Source organism: Stenotrophomonas sp. PA-6-5C (assembly GCF_021605635.1).
In the GTDB taxonomy this organism is placed as follows: domain Bacteria; phylum Pseudomonadota; class Gammaproteobacteria; order Xanthomonadales; family Xanthomonadaceae; genus Stenotrophomonas; species Stenotrophomonas lactitubi.
This window is the reverse complement of record NZ_WKEE01000005.1, coordinates 59,486-74,767: the sequence shown is the minus strand read 5'-3', so window position 1 is coordinate 74,767 and position 15,282 is coordinate 59,486. Positions and strand designations below refer to the sequence as shown.

Annotated in this window: 16 protein-coding genes and 1 pseudogene; 12 read left to right on the top strand and 5 right to left on the bottom strand. The window is 61.9% G+C overall.

The genetic code is table 11. The features are described 5' to 3' along the window. Positions 1-682: 682 nt before the first annotated feature. On the top strand, positions 683-1,297 hold the full coding sequence (locus tag GIW57_RS03335) for a relaxase domain-containing protein (protein WP_236509150.1): 615 nt from the start codon (positions 683-685) through the stop codon (positions 1,295-1,297). Positions 1,298-1,573: 276 nt separating this feature from the next. On the opposite strand, the gene GIW57_RS03330 is transcribed toward GIW57_RS03335, so the two are convergent. Continuing rightward, positions 1,574-1,948 carry an HNH endonuclease gene (locus tag GIW57_RS03330; RefSeq protein WP_099490556.1) on the bottom strand — a complete coding sequence of 125 codons (375 nt, stop codon included), beginning with the start codon at positions 1,946-1,948 and terminating at the stop codon, positions 1,574-1,576. 390 nt (positions 1,949-2,338) lie between these two features. On the opposite strand from GIW57_RS03330, the gene GIW57_RS03325 reads away from it, so the two are divergent. The 5 genes from GIW57_RS03325 (at position 2,339) to GIW57_RS03305 (ending at position 6,904) form a co-directional block, all read left to right on the top strand. Continuing rightward, positions 2,339-2,923 (top strand): hypothetical protein, encoded by a 585-nt coding sequence (locus tag GIW57_RS03325; protein WP_180854970.1) that lies wholly within the window; start codon positions 2,339-2,341, stop codon positions 2,921-2,923. A gap of 418 nt (positions 2,924-3,341) precedes the next feature. Further along, entirely contained in the window at positions 3,342-3,860 is a 519-nt protein-coding gene (locus GIW57_RS03320) for an H-NS family nucleoid-associated regulatory protein (RefSeq protein WP_180854971.1), read from the top strand. 2 nt (positions 3,861-3,862) lie between these two features. Beyond that, the gene (locus GIW57_RS03315; RefSeq protein WP_197581400.1) at positions 3,863-4,282 is read left to right on the top strand and encodes a hypothetical protein; all 420 of its coding nucleotides are present in this window, start codon (positions 3,863-3,865) and stop codon (positions 4,280-4,282) included. A 431-nt stretch (positions 4,283-4,713) separates the two neighbouring features. After that, positions 4,714-5,133: a hypothetical protein gene (locus GIW57_RS03310; RefSeq protein WP_197581402.1), complete on the top strand. Its 420-nt coding sequence runs from the start codon at positions 4,714-4,716 to the stop codon at positions 5,131-5,133. A 28-nt stretch (positions 5,134-5,161) separates the two neighbouring features. Further along, positions 5,162-6,904, top strand: coding sequence for a hypothetical protein (locus GIW57_RS03305; protein WP_197581404.1), 1,743 nt, complete (start codon positions 5,162-5,164; stop codon positions 6,902-6,904). Positions 6,905-7,051: 147 nt separating this feature from the next. Here the strand turns inward: GIW57_RS03305 and GIW57_RS03300 are convergent, their stop codons facing one another. The 4 genes and pseudogenes from GIW57_RS03300 to GIW57_RS03285 form a co-directional block, all read right to left on the bottom strand. Beyond that, entirely contained in the window at positions 7,052-7,366 is a 315-nt protein-coding gene (locus tag GIW57_RS03300; protein WP_099596956.1) for a hypothetical protein, read from the bottom strand. Between the two features lie 111 nt (positions 7,367-7,477). Further along, complete coding sequence (locus GIW57_RS03295; protein WP_197581406.1) at positions 7,478-8,710, bottom strand: HNH endonuclease; 1,233 nt, start codon at positions 8,708-8,710, stop codon at positions 7,478-7,480. 637 nt (positions 8,711-9,347) lie between these two features. Continuing rightward, positions 9,348-12,098, bottom strand: a pseudogene (locus tag GIW57_RS03290) (UvrD-helicase domain-containing protein); the annotation flags it as partial. A 56-nt stretch (positions 12,099-12,154) separates the two neighbouring features. Then, the gene (locus tag GIW57_RS03285) at positions 12,155-12,520 is read right to left on the bottom strand and encodes an HNH endonuclease (RefSeq protein WP_197581408.1); all 366 of its coding nucleotides are present in this window, start codon (positions 12,518-12,520) and stop codon (positions 12,155-12,157) included. A 429-nt stretch (positions 12,521-12,949) separates the two neighbouring features. Between GIW57_RS03285 and GIW57_RS03280 the strand changes: the two genes are divergently transcribed. The 6 genes from GIW57_RS03280 to GIW57_RS03255 all read left to right on the top strand — a co-directional run bounded on the left by GIW57_RS03280 (position 12,950) and on the right by GIW57_RS03255 (position 15,224). After that, a complete protein-coding gene (locus GIW57_RS03280) occupies positions 12,950-13,159 on the top strand; it encodes a hypothetical protein (RefSeq protein WP_054172074.1) in 210 nt (69 codons plus the stop codon). A 49-nt stretch (positions 13,160-13,208) separates the two neighbouring features. Next, complete coding sequence (locus GIW57_RS03275; protein ID WP_197581411.1) at positions 13,209-13,403, top strand: hypothetical protein; 195 nt, start codon at positions 13,209-13,211, stop codon at positions 13,401-13,403. A 170-nt stretch (positions 13,404-13,573) separates the two neighbouring features. Then, on the top strand, positions 13,574-13,942 hold the full coding sequence (locus tag GIW57_RS03270; RefSeq protein ID WP_100551918.1) for a hypothetical protein: 369 nt from the start codon (positions 13,574-13,576) through the stop codon (positions 13,940-13,942). Next, positions 13,923-14,111 carry a hypothetical protein gene (locus GIW57_RS03265; protein ID WP_197581413.1) on the top strand — a complete coding sequence of 63 codons (189 nt, stop codon included), beginning with the start codon at positions 13,923-13,925 and terminating at the stop codon, positions 14,109-14,111. The genes GIW57_RS03270 and GIW57_RS03265 overlap by 20 nt, the downstream gene beginning before the upstream one ends. Beyond that, the gene (locus tag GIW57_RS03260; protein WP_024956700.1) at positions 14,108-14,305 is read left to right on the top strand and encodes a hypothetical protein; all 198 of its coding nucleotides are present in this window, start codon (positions 14,108-14,110) and stop codon (positions 14,303-14,305) included. Before GIW57_RS03265 ends, GIW57_RS03260 begins: the two co-directional genes overlap by 4 nt. 211 nt (positions 14,306-14,516) lie before the next feature. Further along, positions 14,517-15,224 carry an HNH endonuclease signature motif containing protein gene (locus GIW57_RS03255; protein ID WP_197581415.1) on the top strand — a complete coding sequence of 236 codons (708 nt, stop codon included), beginning with the start codon at positions 14,517-14,519 and terminating at the stop codon, positions 15,222-15,224. Positions 15,225-15,282 lie beyond the last annotated feature (58 nt).

Here is a 15,282-nt window from a genome sequence, read left to right as displayed (position 1 = left end):
ATCTGTCGGCCAGAGGCCGCAGATTCTGAGTTTAGCCGTCCCGAAGCACTGGACACCGCGCCGCTCTCTGTTTGCATGGGGGAGAAGGAATACAAACGTATTCCATGGGAGATGGGTATGGGATTCGAAGGAAGCGGGCTTCTTTCTCGAAAGGACGTCCTCCTCTACACCCTAACGGCCCCTATCTGGCTTCCTCGAAATTGGGTTGTGGGCAAGGTCCGGCGATGGCGGGACGACTTGCGGACGCCGCCGATCATTAGGTTGCTTGAAAGCTGGGAACGCGAACCTGCTCTGGATGCCTTGAGGCATTTGATCGCAGAAGGCGCCGACGTGAACGCTCGGCGCAAGGAAGATCAGGAGACTCCGCTGCTCATGGCTGCGAGGCGTGGATGGGTCGAGGCCTGCCGCGTGCTGTGTGCAGCGGGGGCTGATCCGAATTCTCAACGGCACGATGGGTGGGTGGCTCTCTACTCGGCTGATCTCTACAGACATGTTCCATTGCTCACTGTGTTGCTCGAAGCTGGGGCAGACCCGGATGCCTTGGCAAGCACTGGGTCGCCAGAGATCAGAAATGGCATCGACGAATGGAAGGCGAAGCGGGCCGCCGCACATTTGAAAGTATCCCTCCCTGGCACTGAGGAGCCCGTTCGGACGAGCAAGCCGCGGCTATGAGGCTGATCCCATGAACCTGCAACTCACATGCATCTGCCGGGAGGACGTGTTCGCCGATGGGTTTTCCTTCGCAGAACTGCTGGACGCGCCCTTGGCTGCGTTGCGCTGGGGTGGTGCGTGGTTGACCCAGTTGAAGCCCGGTGGGCCGGTGACCGAGGACGCCATGCGGCGCTTTGCTATGGGCCAGGAGCTCGATGGGCAACAGCGGTTGTGGGAAGGCGAAGACCACCACACCTGTGCGGCGGGCTACCGAGTCTCGTTGCGCCTGCCCAAAGGGTTCGCGGCGTTACTGGACACCGACAGCGAGGAGAGGGCACGACTACAGGCTGCCCACCGCCACGCCGTTGACCATGCGCTGTCGTCCCTGCCGTTCCAGCGTGATCACCGGGTGCTCTTCGTTGCATCCGATCGGTTGGAGGATGACTGGACGCACCACTGGTTGTTCGCCATCGCATGCGCACCGAACGGAAAGTGGGAACGGCTTGCGCTGAGCTCGCGGTTGGCGGCCAGCGAGGACGCTTACACCCACGCCATGGGTGCCTTCATGGAAGCGTTGCTGGAGACCAAACGATTGGAGCGCTTCTTCCGCCCAGCCCCCGTGGGCCGACCGAGGCAGAGGCTGTGACGCTGACGTCCAAGCCTCCCTTGACGGCCGTGCTGCCGAAAGTGTCCCTTTCTTCAACCTTGCGCCAGGCATTGGCCGCACGCGCTAGAGCAGCCGGGGTGAGCGAGAGCGAAGCCGTGCGCCAATGGCTCACCGCCTACCTGGCGCGCCCCCAGCTGCTGCGCTCTCCCGTTGCCGGCCCCAGGGACGACCGCCTGCCGCCTATCCGGGCTTCCCGAGACCTGGCCGACCGCGTCCGCCGCGAGGCGCAGCGGCAGCACGTGAGCGTGGCGGAACTCATCCGTCGGGTGGTTGCGTTCCACGCGTTCTGAGGCGCAACTTGGCCACGCTCGGCGGGTGCCACTTGCCCTTCGCCAAGCGTTTCTGCACGAACGCGCGGTAAGCCTCGGGGGAGGGCGGCGATTTGCGTTTGTGCCGGCGTGTGTTGCAGAGCCAGCAGGCGGCAGCGATGTTGCCTACCACGTCCTTGCCGCCTTCTTGTTGGGCGACCAGGTGCTCGGCGGTGCAACGGAGCGGCGTGGCCGTTTTGGCGCGCAGGCCGAACGGCTTTAGTTCATCGGGAGAGGCGTTCCACATCGGCACGCTGCAATAGCAGCACCGGCCCTTCTGGGCGAGGAAAGCCTCGGTTCTCAACCGTTGGAGTTTGGGCATACTTAGATCTCAAAAGACAGGAAAAACCATCCCGTCGTCGCTTGTGCGATCGAATCGGGAACCTGTTGCCTTGAGCTAAGCAGGCAATACGCCGGGGGCATTTCCCCTCGCGGCAAGGGAGTTATCGCGCCCCAGGGCGGTGGGTGTCAAGATGGGCCATGACCACCTTTGACCAAACCAATGATCTGCTCGACGCCTCGGTAACGTTGTGTCCGGTTCCGGCCAGCGGGGAGGAGACCGATGCCTGAGGGCGGAGCAGCACCGGACGCATGGCCCGTTTGGTTGAAAGAGCCGCGCGTGCAGCGGGCAATGGAGTGGGCCGACCACGTGCGGCGTTGGAACGAGGAGCAACTCTATGGATTGGTCCTACATGGGCCGGAGCCAGACCACATGGCGGTCGTGGCTTTCGCGGTGGTGCACGAGCACCAATCGTCAGCCATGCTCCTGGTCAAACATGGGCTGTTGGGCTCTGCGACGGCATTGATGCGGCCTGCCTTTGAGGCGTTCGTGCGCGGGCTGTGGCTGCAATGGGCCGATGACCAAGAGCTGGCGCGGTTCCAGAAGGGCCATGACACTGCAACCCCAGAGAAGATGATCCGCAGGGTGGCCCAGCGTTCCGGTGAAAAGCGTTACGCGGATTTGTTGGATACCTGGGAGCAGTCTCAAAAGACGATGCACGGCTACGTCCACCATGGCTACCAGTCCCTGATCCGTCGTTCCGGCGTCATCGACACGTCCCCTGACGAGGTGGTGGACCTGTTGGGATTCAGCGCGTCCATGGCGCTCCATGCTTCTCTCGAAACCGTGGAACTCGCCGGAAAGCGGGTGCCAGAGGAAGAAGTGGCTACCCGGCCGCAGTGGGTTGCGGAGAAGCAACTCGAGATCGTCACCATGCTGCGCGACATGGGCCTGGTTCAGGTGTTGGGTGACGCGGCGCCTGCCCCACCGACCTTTGACTGTGGCGGGAAGGCGTAGGGCAGGAGTGTTCAGCGCGCAAAAACTTGCGGGAATTCGTCGCAGTTTTTGAGTGGAGAAGTGGGGTTCCCCTTTACAGGCCCCGAAAACGTGGTTTCCTAAAACTGTAGCGCTTGTCCATGAATGGGGTGGTGCTGCACAAGGAAGGCCGGCAAAGCCGGCCTAGTGGATTAAACCTTCATGAATTTGTGAGTAAATCGTGAAGGAGCTTGATTTCTCGGATCGTTTTCTTGATCCCGAAGCATCTTTGCTGCAAGAGCGGCAACTCATGTAGCAGCCAACGGAAGCTTCAACGCTGTGAGAGGTGAAACTCTCACAGCGTTTTCATTTGCAGAGAAGGGCTGGCCCGGCGCCCGGTCGGGTGGTCATGCGAGGGGCGATGGGCTATAACCGTTGGATTCCCGAACGGAGCGCTCCTTTGGCCCTGACCACCCTGAAATCCCTCAACGCCGAAATCAAACAGCTCGAAGCCCAGAAGAAGCTGGTCGAGAAGCGCGACGGTGAGGTTCCCAAAGCCCTGGCGGTCCTCCAGAAGTATGCGAAGGTCTTGAGTCTGGCCCAGCGGCGGCAGGTGGCCAAGCTCATCGGAGAAACGATCGACGCCAAGCCGGCGCGTGCCGCCAAGGCTGCCGCAGGTCCCCTCAAGGGGCGCAAGCTTGGCAAGGTGGCGCCGAAGTATCGCCTCCCAACCGGTGAGACGTGGGCTGGTCGGGGTTTGGCCCCCAAGGCCTTCACCGCATGGGCCAAGTCCGCCGAGGGCAAGGCGTGGGCTCAGGCCAACCCCGGAGCGAAGTTCCCCCCGGCTGGTGGCACGGTGAGGAAGGCACGCGCTAAGGTTGCCAAGAAGGCGGGCAAGCCGGTGACGAAGGTCGCCCAGAAGGCCGTCAAGAAACTTGCGAAGAAAGCCGTCGTCAAGAAGGGCAGCAAGAAGGCCTGATCATGCGCGGCCTGTTCCCCAAGAAGAAGAGCCGGCTCTCGCCCCAAGGCAAGGCCATTGCGGCCGCCCACGCACTCCTGGACACCATGGAGGGTCGTCTTGACGAAAAGGCGGCCGGGCGCTGGTTGCGAGACGAGGTCGGGCTTCAGTGGTCAATGCTGACCTGCGTGCAATACCTCTCGGGAAAGGAAGCCCTCGGGGCGCTAAAGGCGCTGCCGAACGACTGGTCGGAGCGCGGTCGCACCAAGCAGCACCTCCAAGCCGCTTCCATCCTGGCCGCCCATGCCGTCGCAAACATGAGGCAAGACGGGAGAATGCTGTGCGCCAGCGACTTTGCTCACGAATTCAAAGGAAAGTCAGTCGAGCAGTGGTTGGCTGCAGCTTCCAACAGTGCGGAGAGCGGCGCGGGTCCAAGCGTCTGACAAATTGGCATCGGACCGCTTGCAGCGGATCCGTCAGCTCAATCTCCGTCCGTGATCGGAGGCGCCACCACCCCTTGCGCCTCTAGGCATGCTTTGACCTCGATGGCGCCCTTGGTCGCCAATTTTGGATAGAGTGTGTTTGGCGCCCGATGCTTTGTCTTGTTGGTATTCCTGGGGTCGGCAATGCCGTGTTCGAGAAGCCCTCTATTTTCAGATCGTTAGCTCCTTCGATCGAGGCCGCGCTCCACCCGGTGGTTCCAAGAATCGGGATCTCAAGCTGGGCGCTTGTCGGCCGCTAACCTCACGGACGACCAGGCTTGTGGTGCCAGTTGCGCAAGGGGGCGGGGGCACAAACTATGTTCTCCACTTTCTCAATCCGTGCGACGAGATTTGGTTCCACTGGCGTCCCAACCAACACAAGGAGCTTCAAGATGGCATTGGATATTTCGGCCGCCCAGGCGCGCGACAACATGGCCGCGGTGCGCGAACAGTGGGTGACGGCACACTTGGAGCAGATCACTGCGGTGATTTCGGCCGCCTCCGATAGCGGCGAGATGGCAGCTTCGTATGAGCTCCAGGTGGGCGTGAGCGAGGAGGCTGGGCTTGAGCGAGTCATGGAAGCCTTGACGGTCCAAGGATTCTCTGTAGTTCGGCGTGGTAAGCGCACTGTTGTTAAGAAGTCGGCTGTGCGACGCAGCCTTGCTGACCTCGCTGCCGGCAATCCGGCGCCGGAGGGCGAGACGGGTCACAAGGAAGATGTGGTGTTGGATATCAGCTGGGCTGAGGGAGTAGAAGAATCCGAGGAGGCGAGTGGCATCAGCCTGCCGCTAACCCCTGCGCCCTTGATCTGATCACCTCACCAAGCGAAAGGAGCTCGTTTTGAACACGATTGTTTCGGCAGCAGATCTTCGCCGGACGGCGCAGCAGCGTTCCGATGCCTGGGCGAACAAGGTTCTGTCCACGTTGACCACCCACATCGATGCAGCGTCCCGCGGCGGGCATGGCGCGCTGCGCTTTGTGATGGATACCCAAGCGATCGCTGGCGGGCTGGAGCGGGTGTTGAAATCACTCGATGCTCAGGGTTTTGTGGTCACCAACGTCGCGGGGGAGGGTGAATCCCCGATTCTGATGATCCGTTGGGATGAGACTGCTGCGTCCGTGGTCATGGGCACGGTGGCGTTGTCCGATCCGCCCGGTATCGGCAACCTCTATGAAATGCTGTCAACGTCGGCGGTAGCCGTCGCCTTGGAAAGGACCCAGATCAACAAGTTCCACACGAAAGGTGGAACGGGCTTCGCCGCCGAAGAGGCAAACGCGTTTGCCGACACCCTTGCTGGCCGTAAGGTTGAGCAGGTTGGCGCGGACAATTCGCTCAATGGCCCCGATCGAATCGTCGATGGCGTTCGGATTCAGACCAAGTATTTCGCGACGGCGAGAGAAACGGTTGGATCGGCGTTTGGAACGGATGGGTATCGATACGAAGGGCAGTTGCTCGAAGTGCCCTCCGATCAGTATGAGGACGCAATCGAGCTGATGCGCAAGCGCATCAGCAGCGGTCAGGTGCCGGGTGTCAGCGATCCGGCGGAAGCCGAGCGCATCATCAAGAAAGGCAGCACGACTTACCGCCAGGCGAGGAACATCGCCCGAGCCGGCAACATCGATAGCCTGACTTACGACATGAAGACGCAGAGCATCGCCTCCAGCTATGCGTTTGCGATCTCCTTCTCCATCAACTTCGCTCGGCAAAAGTGGGATGGGCGAACCAACATGGAGGCGCTCAATGGTGCGCTGACCATGGCACTGGAATCCGGTGCAACTTCCTTTGTTTCTGGGATTGCCACCGCCCAGATCCTGCGAACCAAGGCCGCGGCCATCGGAGTGGTGGCGGCCCGTGATGGGGTCAAGTTCGTGTCCCAGAGCGCCCTTGGCCGCAGTGCAATTCAGAAGGTCGCTCAGGTGTCCTTGGGCAAGGCTGTCTACGGGGCCGCTGCGGTCAACCACGTCGCCAAGCTGTTGCGGACCAACGCCGTCACAGGGGCTGTGACCACTGCCGTGATTTCTGGCCCAGACTTCTACCGGGCTGCGTTCAGTCGCAACATTTCTTGGGCGCAGTTCGGTAAGAACCTGGCGGTCAACGGCGCAAGCGTAGCCGGTGGTGCTGGCGGCTGGATGGCTGGCGCTGCGGGTGGGGCTGCCGTTGGTTCGGTGGTTCCGGTCATTGGCACCGCTGCTGGTGGGGTGATCGGTGGCATTCTGGGAGCGCTGGCGGGTGGCACTGCTTCCAGTGTGGCGTCCAAATACCTGCTTGATGGGCTGGTGGAGGACGACGCCAAGGAGATGCTACGCCTGCTTCCTGGCTATGTAGAAGCCGTGGCGAACGACTACTTGCTGTCCGAATCGGAGACCAACGCGTTGGTTGAGATCATCAAGTCTCGGCTCAATGCGGCATTCTTGAGGGACATGTATGCGAGCAAGGACAGGGCTCGGTTTGTCTACCAAGCCTTCGAACCGGATTGCGAGAAGATGGCCAAGGCCCGCCCAACGATCACGCTGCCGAAGGAGACCGTCGTTCAGGCTTCCCTCGACGAGATCGAGGAAGAGGTGCTGAACCAGGTTGAGTGACGCGGCTGGCCGTGGCCCGGTGAGTTGTTGCCGGGCCACTAGGTTGGGATTGCTGAAAGTCTCATCGAGAGTCCCCTAAGAAAAGACCCAGCGCCTGATCAGGCGCTGGGTCTCCTTTTGCTCCGTTGGCATCTCTGTGTCGCGATGTCAGTCCTGGTGCTTCTGGCCGCTGTTCTCCACCTTGGTCACTTTGACGATGGTCGCATTGTCGATGTCAAAGTCTCCGGTGATGGCGCAAATGTCGTCGATCTTGCAAGCAGCAAAGATCTTGGGTGCAACGTTCTTGTCTTCCATCTCGAAATCGAAGGTGCCTGCATCCGGCGTTTCAAAGTTGCAGATCATCGTCCCGCATCCATAGTGGCCGACGATGCGCTCACCCTTCAGGATTTCCGCATGGGCAAGCGCTGGCAGGGCCAGGGCGGCGGCGAGAGCGAGGGTGGAGGTGCGATAAGAGAGCTTCATCCCGAGTCCTTGAGAAGTTGTCAGTTCGCTTGGGGTCCAAGCATTTACGAGCCAATTGTCTGGCACTTTGGTTTATCGGAAGGACATCGGGAATCTTTAGATTCCACGTTTTTAGTTCGCCAAACGAGCCCGACAGCGGTCGCCATGTTCCTTCAGATGTGCAGGGTTAGGTCGATTCGTGGCCAGCTGGGGGAGCCGCAAGGGAACGCCCTGCAGGTGGGCGTAGTCCGTCTGCAACAGCGATGGAGCCAAAGCAACGGTTTGTTCCTCGGTAACCCAAAGCAACCCGCAATCGAATAGCGTGTGAAGGTCTGCACGCAGCAGTAAGCCGTTGTCGATTCGGTCAGTGTGGTCACCGCGATAGGGCAGCACATGGGCTGCTTCCAACACCTCCACGGCCGAGCAGCCAGTGATGGCGCAACGGCTTCCGTAGGCATCGAGCAGTCGGGCGCGGAAAAGCGGCTGGCCGCGACGCTGGGCCACGGCCCTCATGCTCCAGACGCGTGCATCGTGTTCTGAGTCAAGGGGGGGCTGATGTTCAAAGGCTTCTTGTAGCGCCTGCGCCTCGACCATCAACTCGGGAGTCGATGCAATCTTGACCGCAACCCATGTGCCGTCACCGTTCTGCTGCAGGCTCCAATGACCATGCACGTTGGCGTTGAAGGGTTCATACGTCACCTCACGTAACCGTCCTTGGCGGAACACCAGATCCTGGGGATGGCTTGAAGTGGAGCGCCAGTCTGTTCGAGCCTTGTTGTGATGCCTGCGATTGGCATCGTTCACCGTCAGTAGCGTGAGGTTATCGCCGGCGTCAGAGTGGTTTTCGGCGGGGTAGCGCTCTTTCAACCAAGCGCGGATGTCCGCGATCGAGGACGGGCCTCCAAGCGCTGTGACGGCCTCGGCCACGTGCCAGTATTTGACCGGTGCTCGGTCACTTCTTTTTCCGTCGCTATTGGGCGCCACGCCCACCCGGTCGAACGTCAATTCAAATCCGTCGGAGTTTAGTGAGGCCACCTGGCCTACCAAGCTGAAGTCGGGCTCAAAATCGTTGCGCACACGCGCTGCATTGCCCGCGGTGACTTCATCGGGCCTTTCAGACGTGGCCACCACGACGCGGATGGGCAGCCCCTCATCCAGGGCTTGTTGGAGATGGCGTCGGAAGAAATGCTTTCCCTGCCCCTTCCACTGAGATGTATCACCAACGTAGCGCGATCGGTCCGGCTGGAAGTTGTGCGCCCAGAGGCTTACCACCACTTGGCGTGGATCACCCCCAACGGCAGAAGAAGTGAACTGAGGGTTCTTCAGTTCCACGCCATACTGGCGGAAGGCCTCCGTGATTCGCATGCTGAGTTCCTTAGATTCGTTGCCAAGAGGATGTAGGGTCTAGGGCTGCGAGGTAGTGGCCTGCGGACAGCTTTTCGATCGAAGTCAGAAAGTGCCGGCGCAGAACGGGGTCCGTCGCGAGCTGACCATGGATTGCAGAAAGGAATGCTTCGCGGTCCTCCCTCAGCCCGTCAAACAACCGCTGGATCGCGGCTTCAAAGTCTTCTTCTGGATGCTGCTGGCTGCGGGAGAACGTTGGTAGCGGGGTTTCCACCCGCGGCTGCGCGTCCTCGGGCTCGTGGCGGTTTGCTTCCAGTGCTTCGGACAGCGATTCGTAGGCTTCCTTGAAGCGAAGGTCTTTCAGTTTTTCTTCCAACGAGATTTCGGATCTCGCCAGTTCCAATGCACTTTCTATCGTGCTTCTTTCAACGAAGATCCGGTGCTTCAAGTCGGACGTCGCGCTTTGCACAGCGCTGGCGCGGGAAACGTTGCGGTTGATCTCTGCCAGCCCATTGTTGAAGGATTCGAGCACGGAGAAAAGCGTTCGCCTGGGAGATGCAGGCTGGGGAACGGAGGAGGGCCGGACGGGCTGGCTCGGAGGCACCACCGACGCGCGATTGGGGGGCGACGGTGGAGTCGTGGGGAGGGAGCGTGCTGTGCCGCGCCGCCTCGGCTTGTAGCTGCAAACGGGGAAGTTGGAACAGGCGCTAAACTCGCCGTAAGGGCCCGTGCGCACCACCAAAACTCCTTGCTTGCAGGCCGGGCAGGGCGTTTCCTCGACGGCCTCGCCATCGGTGTTGGTGAGCACCACGGCCCCGTCTTCTTCCAGTTCGCGAAGGAACGTCGAGCATTGCCCCTGGGCGGTGAACATGGCCACGGTGCGCCGAGCCCGGGTCAGGGCCACGTAGAACAGGCGGCGCTCTTCGCCCAGCGGGAACGTGTCTCCTTCGGGCATGGCCAAGGCCAACACTGGATCATCGGTGCGGGTGTTGGGGAAACTGCGCCGACGCGGGGCGCTGATCATTTCCGGAAGGATGACGTAGTCTGCCTCGCTGCCTTTGGAGCGGTGGATGGTCAGGAACGACACCTCCACCCAGCGGTTGAACCGGCTCTGCTTCGTGGGCACATACTGCCGATCAGCGTTGTAGCGGCCCAAGACGTAAACCGACACCCTGCCGTTGCGCCCCGGTGGGATCGTGCCATCGCGCACGCCTTCGGCCAGCTTCACCACGAATTGGTCGATTGCATCGGCCAGTTTGTCCTTGCTGTCCACCTGGAACGCTTGGAGCACTGGGCCGTGGGCGGGGGTGGCCGAATGCACGCGCTTGGCGATCTGCCCCGGGTTCTTGGAGACAAACGCACTGGAGACGTCGCACAGCGCCTGGGGGCAGCGGAACGTTTGCTCCAGCTTGAGCACCTGGCCGTGGCCAAACCACTGGCGAAAGCCGGTCATCACCGAGACGTCCGCGCCGGCAAAGCGGTTGATCGACTGCCAATCGTCGCCCACGGCGAAGAAGAAACGGCCCTTTTCTTGGACCAGGGCGCGGCACAACCGGGCCCGGGCGCGCGAGGCGTCCTGGAACTCGTCGGCCATCACTAGGTTGTAAGGCGATTCCACGCGTCCGCTTTCCAGGTGGCCAGCGGCGAGGTTGAGCATGTCCTCAAAGTCGATGCCATCCTCTGCTGCCAAGGCTTCGTCCCACGCCGCCATCACCGGAGCCGCAATGTCCAGGAACATCTGGTAGCGCAGCTTGAAGGTGTCGGCCGGCATCGCGGCCAGCCGCTGCTGCAGATCCGACGTGCTCAAGCCGTTGCTCTTGGCGTGGCTCATGAACGTGCGCAACAGCCCAATGAGCTCGACCGAGGCCATCGGCTGCTGGCCGTCCTTCGGAATCTTCCGGTCAGGGTTGGGATCGAGCACCAACCCACGGGCGGTCAGTTCGCGCTCTAGCCGATCAAAATCGTCGCTGTGGCGCAACCCGTGGCTGGTGGTTTCAAACAGCTCGGTGCCTTTCTCTGCGTGAAGCTGTCGCTTCCAGATCACGCCTTCCAAGTAACCTTCGAAGTGCGCTGGTGGCACGCCGTTGGCGTCGAGTGCGAAGTGCTCGTGGAACAGGTTCAAGTCGGGGTAGTAGAAATCGGGCTTGTATTGCCGGTGCGTTTCGTCGGCGGTTCGGTGGGGGTAGGGGGCCTCGTAGCGGTAGTTGACCCCGTTCAAGAAGAGCAAGTTGGCGATCATCGCCTCTTCCACGCTCTTCACCCGCTCGCCGCGGTTGGTGACCAGCGCGCCCTTGCCCTGGGCGTCCCACACGTCCGACGGCTCCGGTGCACCAAACGCCGGAAGGTCCTTGCCAAAGACGAAGCGGAACAGGTCCCACTGGCGGCGGAACGCGGGCGACCGGTCTTTGAGCTGGTCCACGATGTCGGTGAGCTTTCGCACCCCTCCGGCCGCGTCGGTGGCCCAATCGGGAATGTCTGGCTTTTCCCCGGTGGCCTTGCCGATAAGGCGCAAACCCAGTGCGTGGAAGGTGGACGCCTCCACGGTCACCTCCGGCATACCCAAGCGCTCAAACGCCAAGGCCGCGCGCTCCTTGAGCTCTTCGGCGGCCTGTTTGTTGAACGCCAGCAGGACGATCCGTTTGGGATCCACGAACCCGCGTCGGATGGCGTAGGCCGCCTTGGCCACCATCGTGGAAGTCTTGCCCGAGCCGGCCGAGGCCACCACCTGCACGCGGTTGTCGAAGCACACCACGGCCCTTGCCTGTTCCGGGGTGAGCGGTTTGCTCTCCACCCGGTCCAGCAAGTCTTTGCAGGCCACCAGCTCGCGTTCCACGTGGGCGGCGTTGAGCGCGGCCCAAGCAGGGCGGTGGTCGGCTTCCCAAGCGGCCAGCGAGCGCTCGATCGCATGGGCAGCCGGTCCCAACCGGATCGCCACGCCTGGTTTCTTCAGGCGCGATCGGAGGGCGTCCGGGTCAACCGTGGGGCGGGCCGCCAAGACATCTTCCTGCTGCTCGTGGGTGAACCAGCGGCGCTGCTCGAAGCAGGTCCGCTCTTGTTCTGCCTTGTGGTCCAGCCAGGAGTCGATCGTGCCCTGCTGGTCCTTGAGGAATGCCACCTCCTCGCGCAGGCGCTTTTCCTTCAATGCGACGTTCAACGCTTGAATCAAATCGGCGCCTTGGACGTTGGGCAACCCGTCGGCCGTCACTTCCCGGTGCTGCCCCGGGTGGAACGTAATGTCGGTCCAAAAGGTGCCGGCGTTGACGCGGTAAGCCGCCTCGTCTTCGACGTTGACCCGATGGGTGCGCCCGTCCAGCGTCAAGGCGAGCTCCAGGCCGTCCAAGCGCAAGCGCCAATCCGATGATCCTGTGAGGCGCTGGCCCATCCACGACGGGGTCCATTCCTTCGCCATCCTTTTGCTGTCCATGCCCCGCGATCATCCAACGCTAAAGTGAGAAGCCGATCACGTCATGATAAAGCGTGAATGCCTGTGCGGGCGGCCACCTTGGCTAACCCCGGGTGCCAAGTCCCCTTGGCCATGCGCTGCTGGACGCGGGCGCGATATGCACCGGGTGAGGGAGCTGGGGTGGGGCGCTTGTGGCGCCGCAGGTTGCACAGGTGGCACGCGGCAACGACATTGCCCGCCACGTCCTTCCCGCCGTCCTGACGGGCCAGCAGGTGTTCGGCCGTGCATTGGAAGGGCGCTGCCGAACGGCGGCTCAGGCCCAACTCGTCGGGCGAGCACAGCCACATCGGGCCGCTGCAGTAGTAGCAACGGCCTTGTTGGGCGTGAAAAGAACGGGTGCGCAGGGTTTTGAGGGTCTTCGTGCTCAACGGTGGGCTCCGGAATCGAAAAGGATTCCCGCGCCCCCATTGGGTGGACCTCGGGCACCCGGCCCCTAAGGCGGCCGAGCACAGCACCGACGCTTCAAGCGACCGGCACGGTGGTTATACGACGCGTTGTGGGTCCTTTGCAACGGACCGGGTCACTCCACCCTTGGGATGCGAGCGCTTGGACCGTCTTCCACCAAGCCCACGAGGGGAGGGCGTTCTGAAACCGGGCCACTTCTCCATTGGGCGCGGTTGCCGGGTGCGAAACCTTGGGCCCACGCGTCCGAGCGCAAGTGCGTTGCACTCCTCCACGGTGTTTCGGCCTCTCTGGCTTCCTGCGCTGCCGCTTCGTCGCTGCCGAGGTGCTGCACGGCCTTTCGTCTCCCCGGATCGGTTCGCGAGCAATCCGCTCGAACCCAACGGAGCAACACCATGGCCAAGAAGAACCCTCAGCCCGCCACCGACCGCCTCGACGCCTTTCTGGTGGAGGAATACGAAGTCCAGGGCGAGAAGCGCAGCAACTGGTCGAAGATCGGCGCTGCCTGGCCGCACCAGGACGGCAAGGGTTACCGCCTCGTCCTCAACGCGGTGCCGGTGAACGGTGTGGTGGTCCTGCGTCTGCCCGAGCCGAAGGAAGATTGAGCCCACGGGGCCCTTCGGGGCCCCTTTCATTTCCTCAGGGAGAACACCCATGACGACCATCAACGCCCAGTGGTGCACCGCCTTCAACGCCGCTCTGCAAGCGCACTTCGCCCTCACCATCCAAGACGCCGGGTTGACCGATACCGAGCTGGCCCGCTACGCCGACTTGGGGCCCAAAGAGGCTGCCCTCACGTTCGGCGAAGACCACGATCTGGACCGCGTCGATCGCGGGTGGTTCACCTGAAGGGGCATTGAGCCCCTTCGTTTCACTCCCTCAAAACCGGGCTTTTCTCCCGGTTCTTCTCTTTAGTCAAAGCGATCCCCTTGCGGGTTTTTCGTGCAGGTGTATCCCAAACGTATGACGTTCGCGATGCGTGCGTCTGACACCGACCAACGAAATACAAAGGGGGAGAGATGTTCATTGGATTCAGACTGACGAAGCGGCTTGTCGTCAACGTCGTGGTTGCCCTGGTGCTGGCGCGATTGCTTTTCATGGGCATGGACGGCTTGGACCGGTTTTCCGATACGTGGAACCGCACCTTTGGGGCGAGCATGCCCAACGCCAGCGGGTTGCGCGGCGCCGTCAACGGCGCACGCCAAGTGTTCCCGTCTGGGCTGGACGAGTATGCGCGCCAAGCCGAACGGGACGCGGCCCAAAGCACCTCGCTCAAGGACGTGTTTGCCAGCGTGTTCGGACGCGTGAAAAACGAGGAGGTCATGTTGCCCTCCGCCATCAATTCCGCTGGAGGGGAGGGCTCGATCTATGATCGCTACGACCATTGACTTTGAGTGGCTGTCCATTCTCTCCGGGTGGTCCTTGCTCAACGACAGTGCGGCGCTGCTGCGCACCCCGGGCCAGCGCTGGGCGGGCTTGGAGGGATTGCTCGTCGGCTACGGCCTCATCGCTGGACAGTGGTTCGTCCTGGCCACCATGGCCGGAGCGCTGGCATGACCACCGTGGGCGCGGTGCTGGCCGCCATGCTGGCTGCAGCGTTCCTGGCCACCGTGTTGGGCCTGGCTGGCATCTTCTGGGTCAATGCACGGCACGCAAGCGGGGCGCTTCGTGTGCGTTACCGTTTGCGTGCCCAAATCCTGGCCGGTTTGGCGTTGGCGTGGGTGCTCACCCTGGCGAGGCTGTCCACGTGAGCCGGCCACCTTACGTGCAGATGGCCGTTCGCGTGCCACAGGAGCTGAAAGACCTGTTGGAGCAGGTGGCTGACCGGGAGGGGGTTCACGTCAGCGAGTTGGTGCGGCTGTTGCTGCGAGAAGGTCTGGACCAGCCACGGGCGACCTCTGCTGGCAGCCGGTAGGGAAAGCGAGCACCATTCTCGGGTGTCTGACAAAGGCGGGGTGGGGCATGGTCCGACGTTATCCCTATGAACGCCTGGGAGATCAGGTCTTTTCCGACGGCATGATCGGTTGCCGGTTTCAGCGTGTGGACCTCAACGCACGTTTTGGGATCAGCGACGAGCTGAGGCAGTTTTTTACCCAGCATGGGCGATGCGCACGCTGCAACGGAACGCTGGAGGATTGGAGCATTCACGAGGCGTGCAAAGCAGGTGCTCGCCGTTTCTTCCAGTCCTCCGATCTGGAGGTGCTCTTGCCCTTGGATACCTTTCATGCACATTGGAAAGTCCGCGTCCGAGAGACACGTCGACGAACATCGTTTCACCGGGCCCTGAAGTCGAAGGCGGCGCCGGGCTCGCGCACCGCTGAGCAGATTAGGACGCTGCTGGCACTCCAGGAGCGTCGCTGCTACTACTGCTACAGATCCCTCGAGGGACCGGGTGGTGCTGTAAACGGCCCAGGCGAGCCCACCAGTTGCCACGAGGATCACTACGTGTCTTTGCATCACGGGGGGAGCCACTTCATCTCCAACATCGTGTTGGCATGTGTGAGTTGCAACTCGCGCAAATCGGATCTGCATGGGGACGATTTCGTTCGGGAGGCGCTCGAGCAAGCAACGCTGGCGAGACGCCGTCAATTGTTGCGTATCCACCGGAACCGAGCAGCGCACGCTTTTCGCTTGGTGGTTGAGGTAGTGGTGGATGCTGGCGACGATTGACCCTTGGTTGCTGTTCCCCTGCCGGCGTTGATGTATTGATGCCAATGCCTTTCGGATC

Coding starts and splice junctions, on each gene's coding strand:
- GIW57_RS03335 (WP_236509150.1), top strand. CDS start 683: ATGAACCTGCAACTCACATGCATCTGCCGGGAGGACGTGTTCGCCGAT.
- GIW57_RS03330 (WP_099490556.1), bottom strand. CDS start 1,948: ATGCCCAAACTCCAACGGTTGAGAACCGAGGCTTTCCTCGCCCAGAAG.
- GIW57_RS03325 (WP_180854970.1), top strand. CDS start 2,339: ATGGCGGTCGTGGCTTTCGCGGTGGTGCACGAGCACCAATCGTCAGCC.
- GIW57_RS03315 (WP_197581400.1), top strand. CDS start 3,863: ATGCGCGGCCTGTTCCCCAAGAAGAAGAGCCGGCTCTCGCCCCAAGGC.
- GIW57_RS03310 (WP_197581402.1), top strand. CDS start 4,714: ATGGCATTGGATATTTCGGCCGCCCAGGCGCGCGACAACATGGCCGCG.
- GIW57_RS03300 (WP_099596956.1), bottom strand. CDS start 7,366: ATGAAGCTCTCTTATCGCACCTCCACCCTCGCTCTCGCCGCCGCCCTG.
- GIW57_RS03295 (WP_197581406.1), bottom strand. CDS start 8,710: ATGCGAATCACGGAGGCCTTCCGCCAGTATGGCGTGGAACTGAAGAAC.
- GIW57_RS03280 (WP_054172074.1), top strand. CDS start 12,950: ATGGCCAAGAAGAACCCTCAGCCCGCCACCGACCGCCTCGACGCCTTT.
- GIW57_RS03275 (WP_197581411.1), top strand. CDS start 13,209: ATGACGACCATCAACGCCCAGTGGTGCACCGCCTTCAACGCCGCTCTG.
- GIW57_RS03270 (WP_100551918.1), top strand. CDS start 13,574: ATGTTCATTGGATTCAGACTGACGAAGCGGCTTGTCGTCAACGTCGTG.
- GIW57_RS03265 (WP_197581413.1), top strand. CDS start 13,923: ATGATCGCTACGACCATTGACTTTGAGTGGCTGTCCATTCTCTCCGGG.
- GIW57_RS03260 (WP_024956700.1), top strand. CDS start 14,108: ATGACCACCGTGGGCGCGGTGCTGGCCGCCATGCTGGCTGCAGCGTTC.
- GIW57_RS03255 (WP_197581415.1), top strand. CDS start 14,517: ATGGTCCGACGTTATCCCTATGAACGCCTGGGAGATCAGGTCTTTTCC.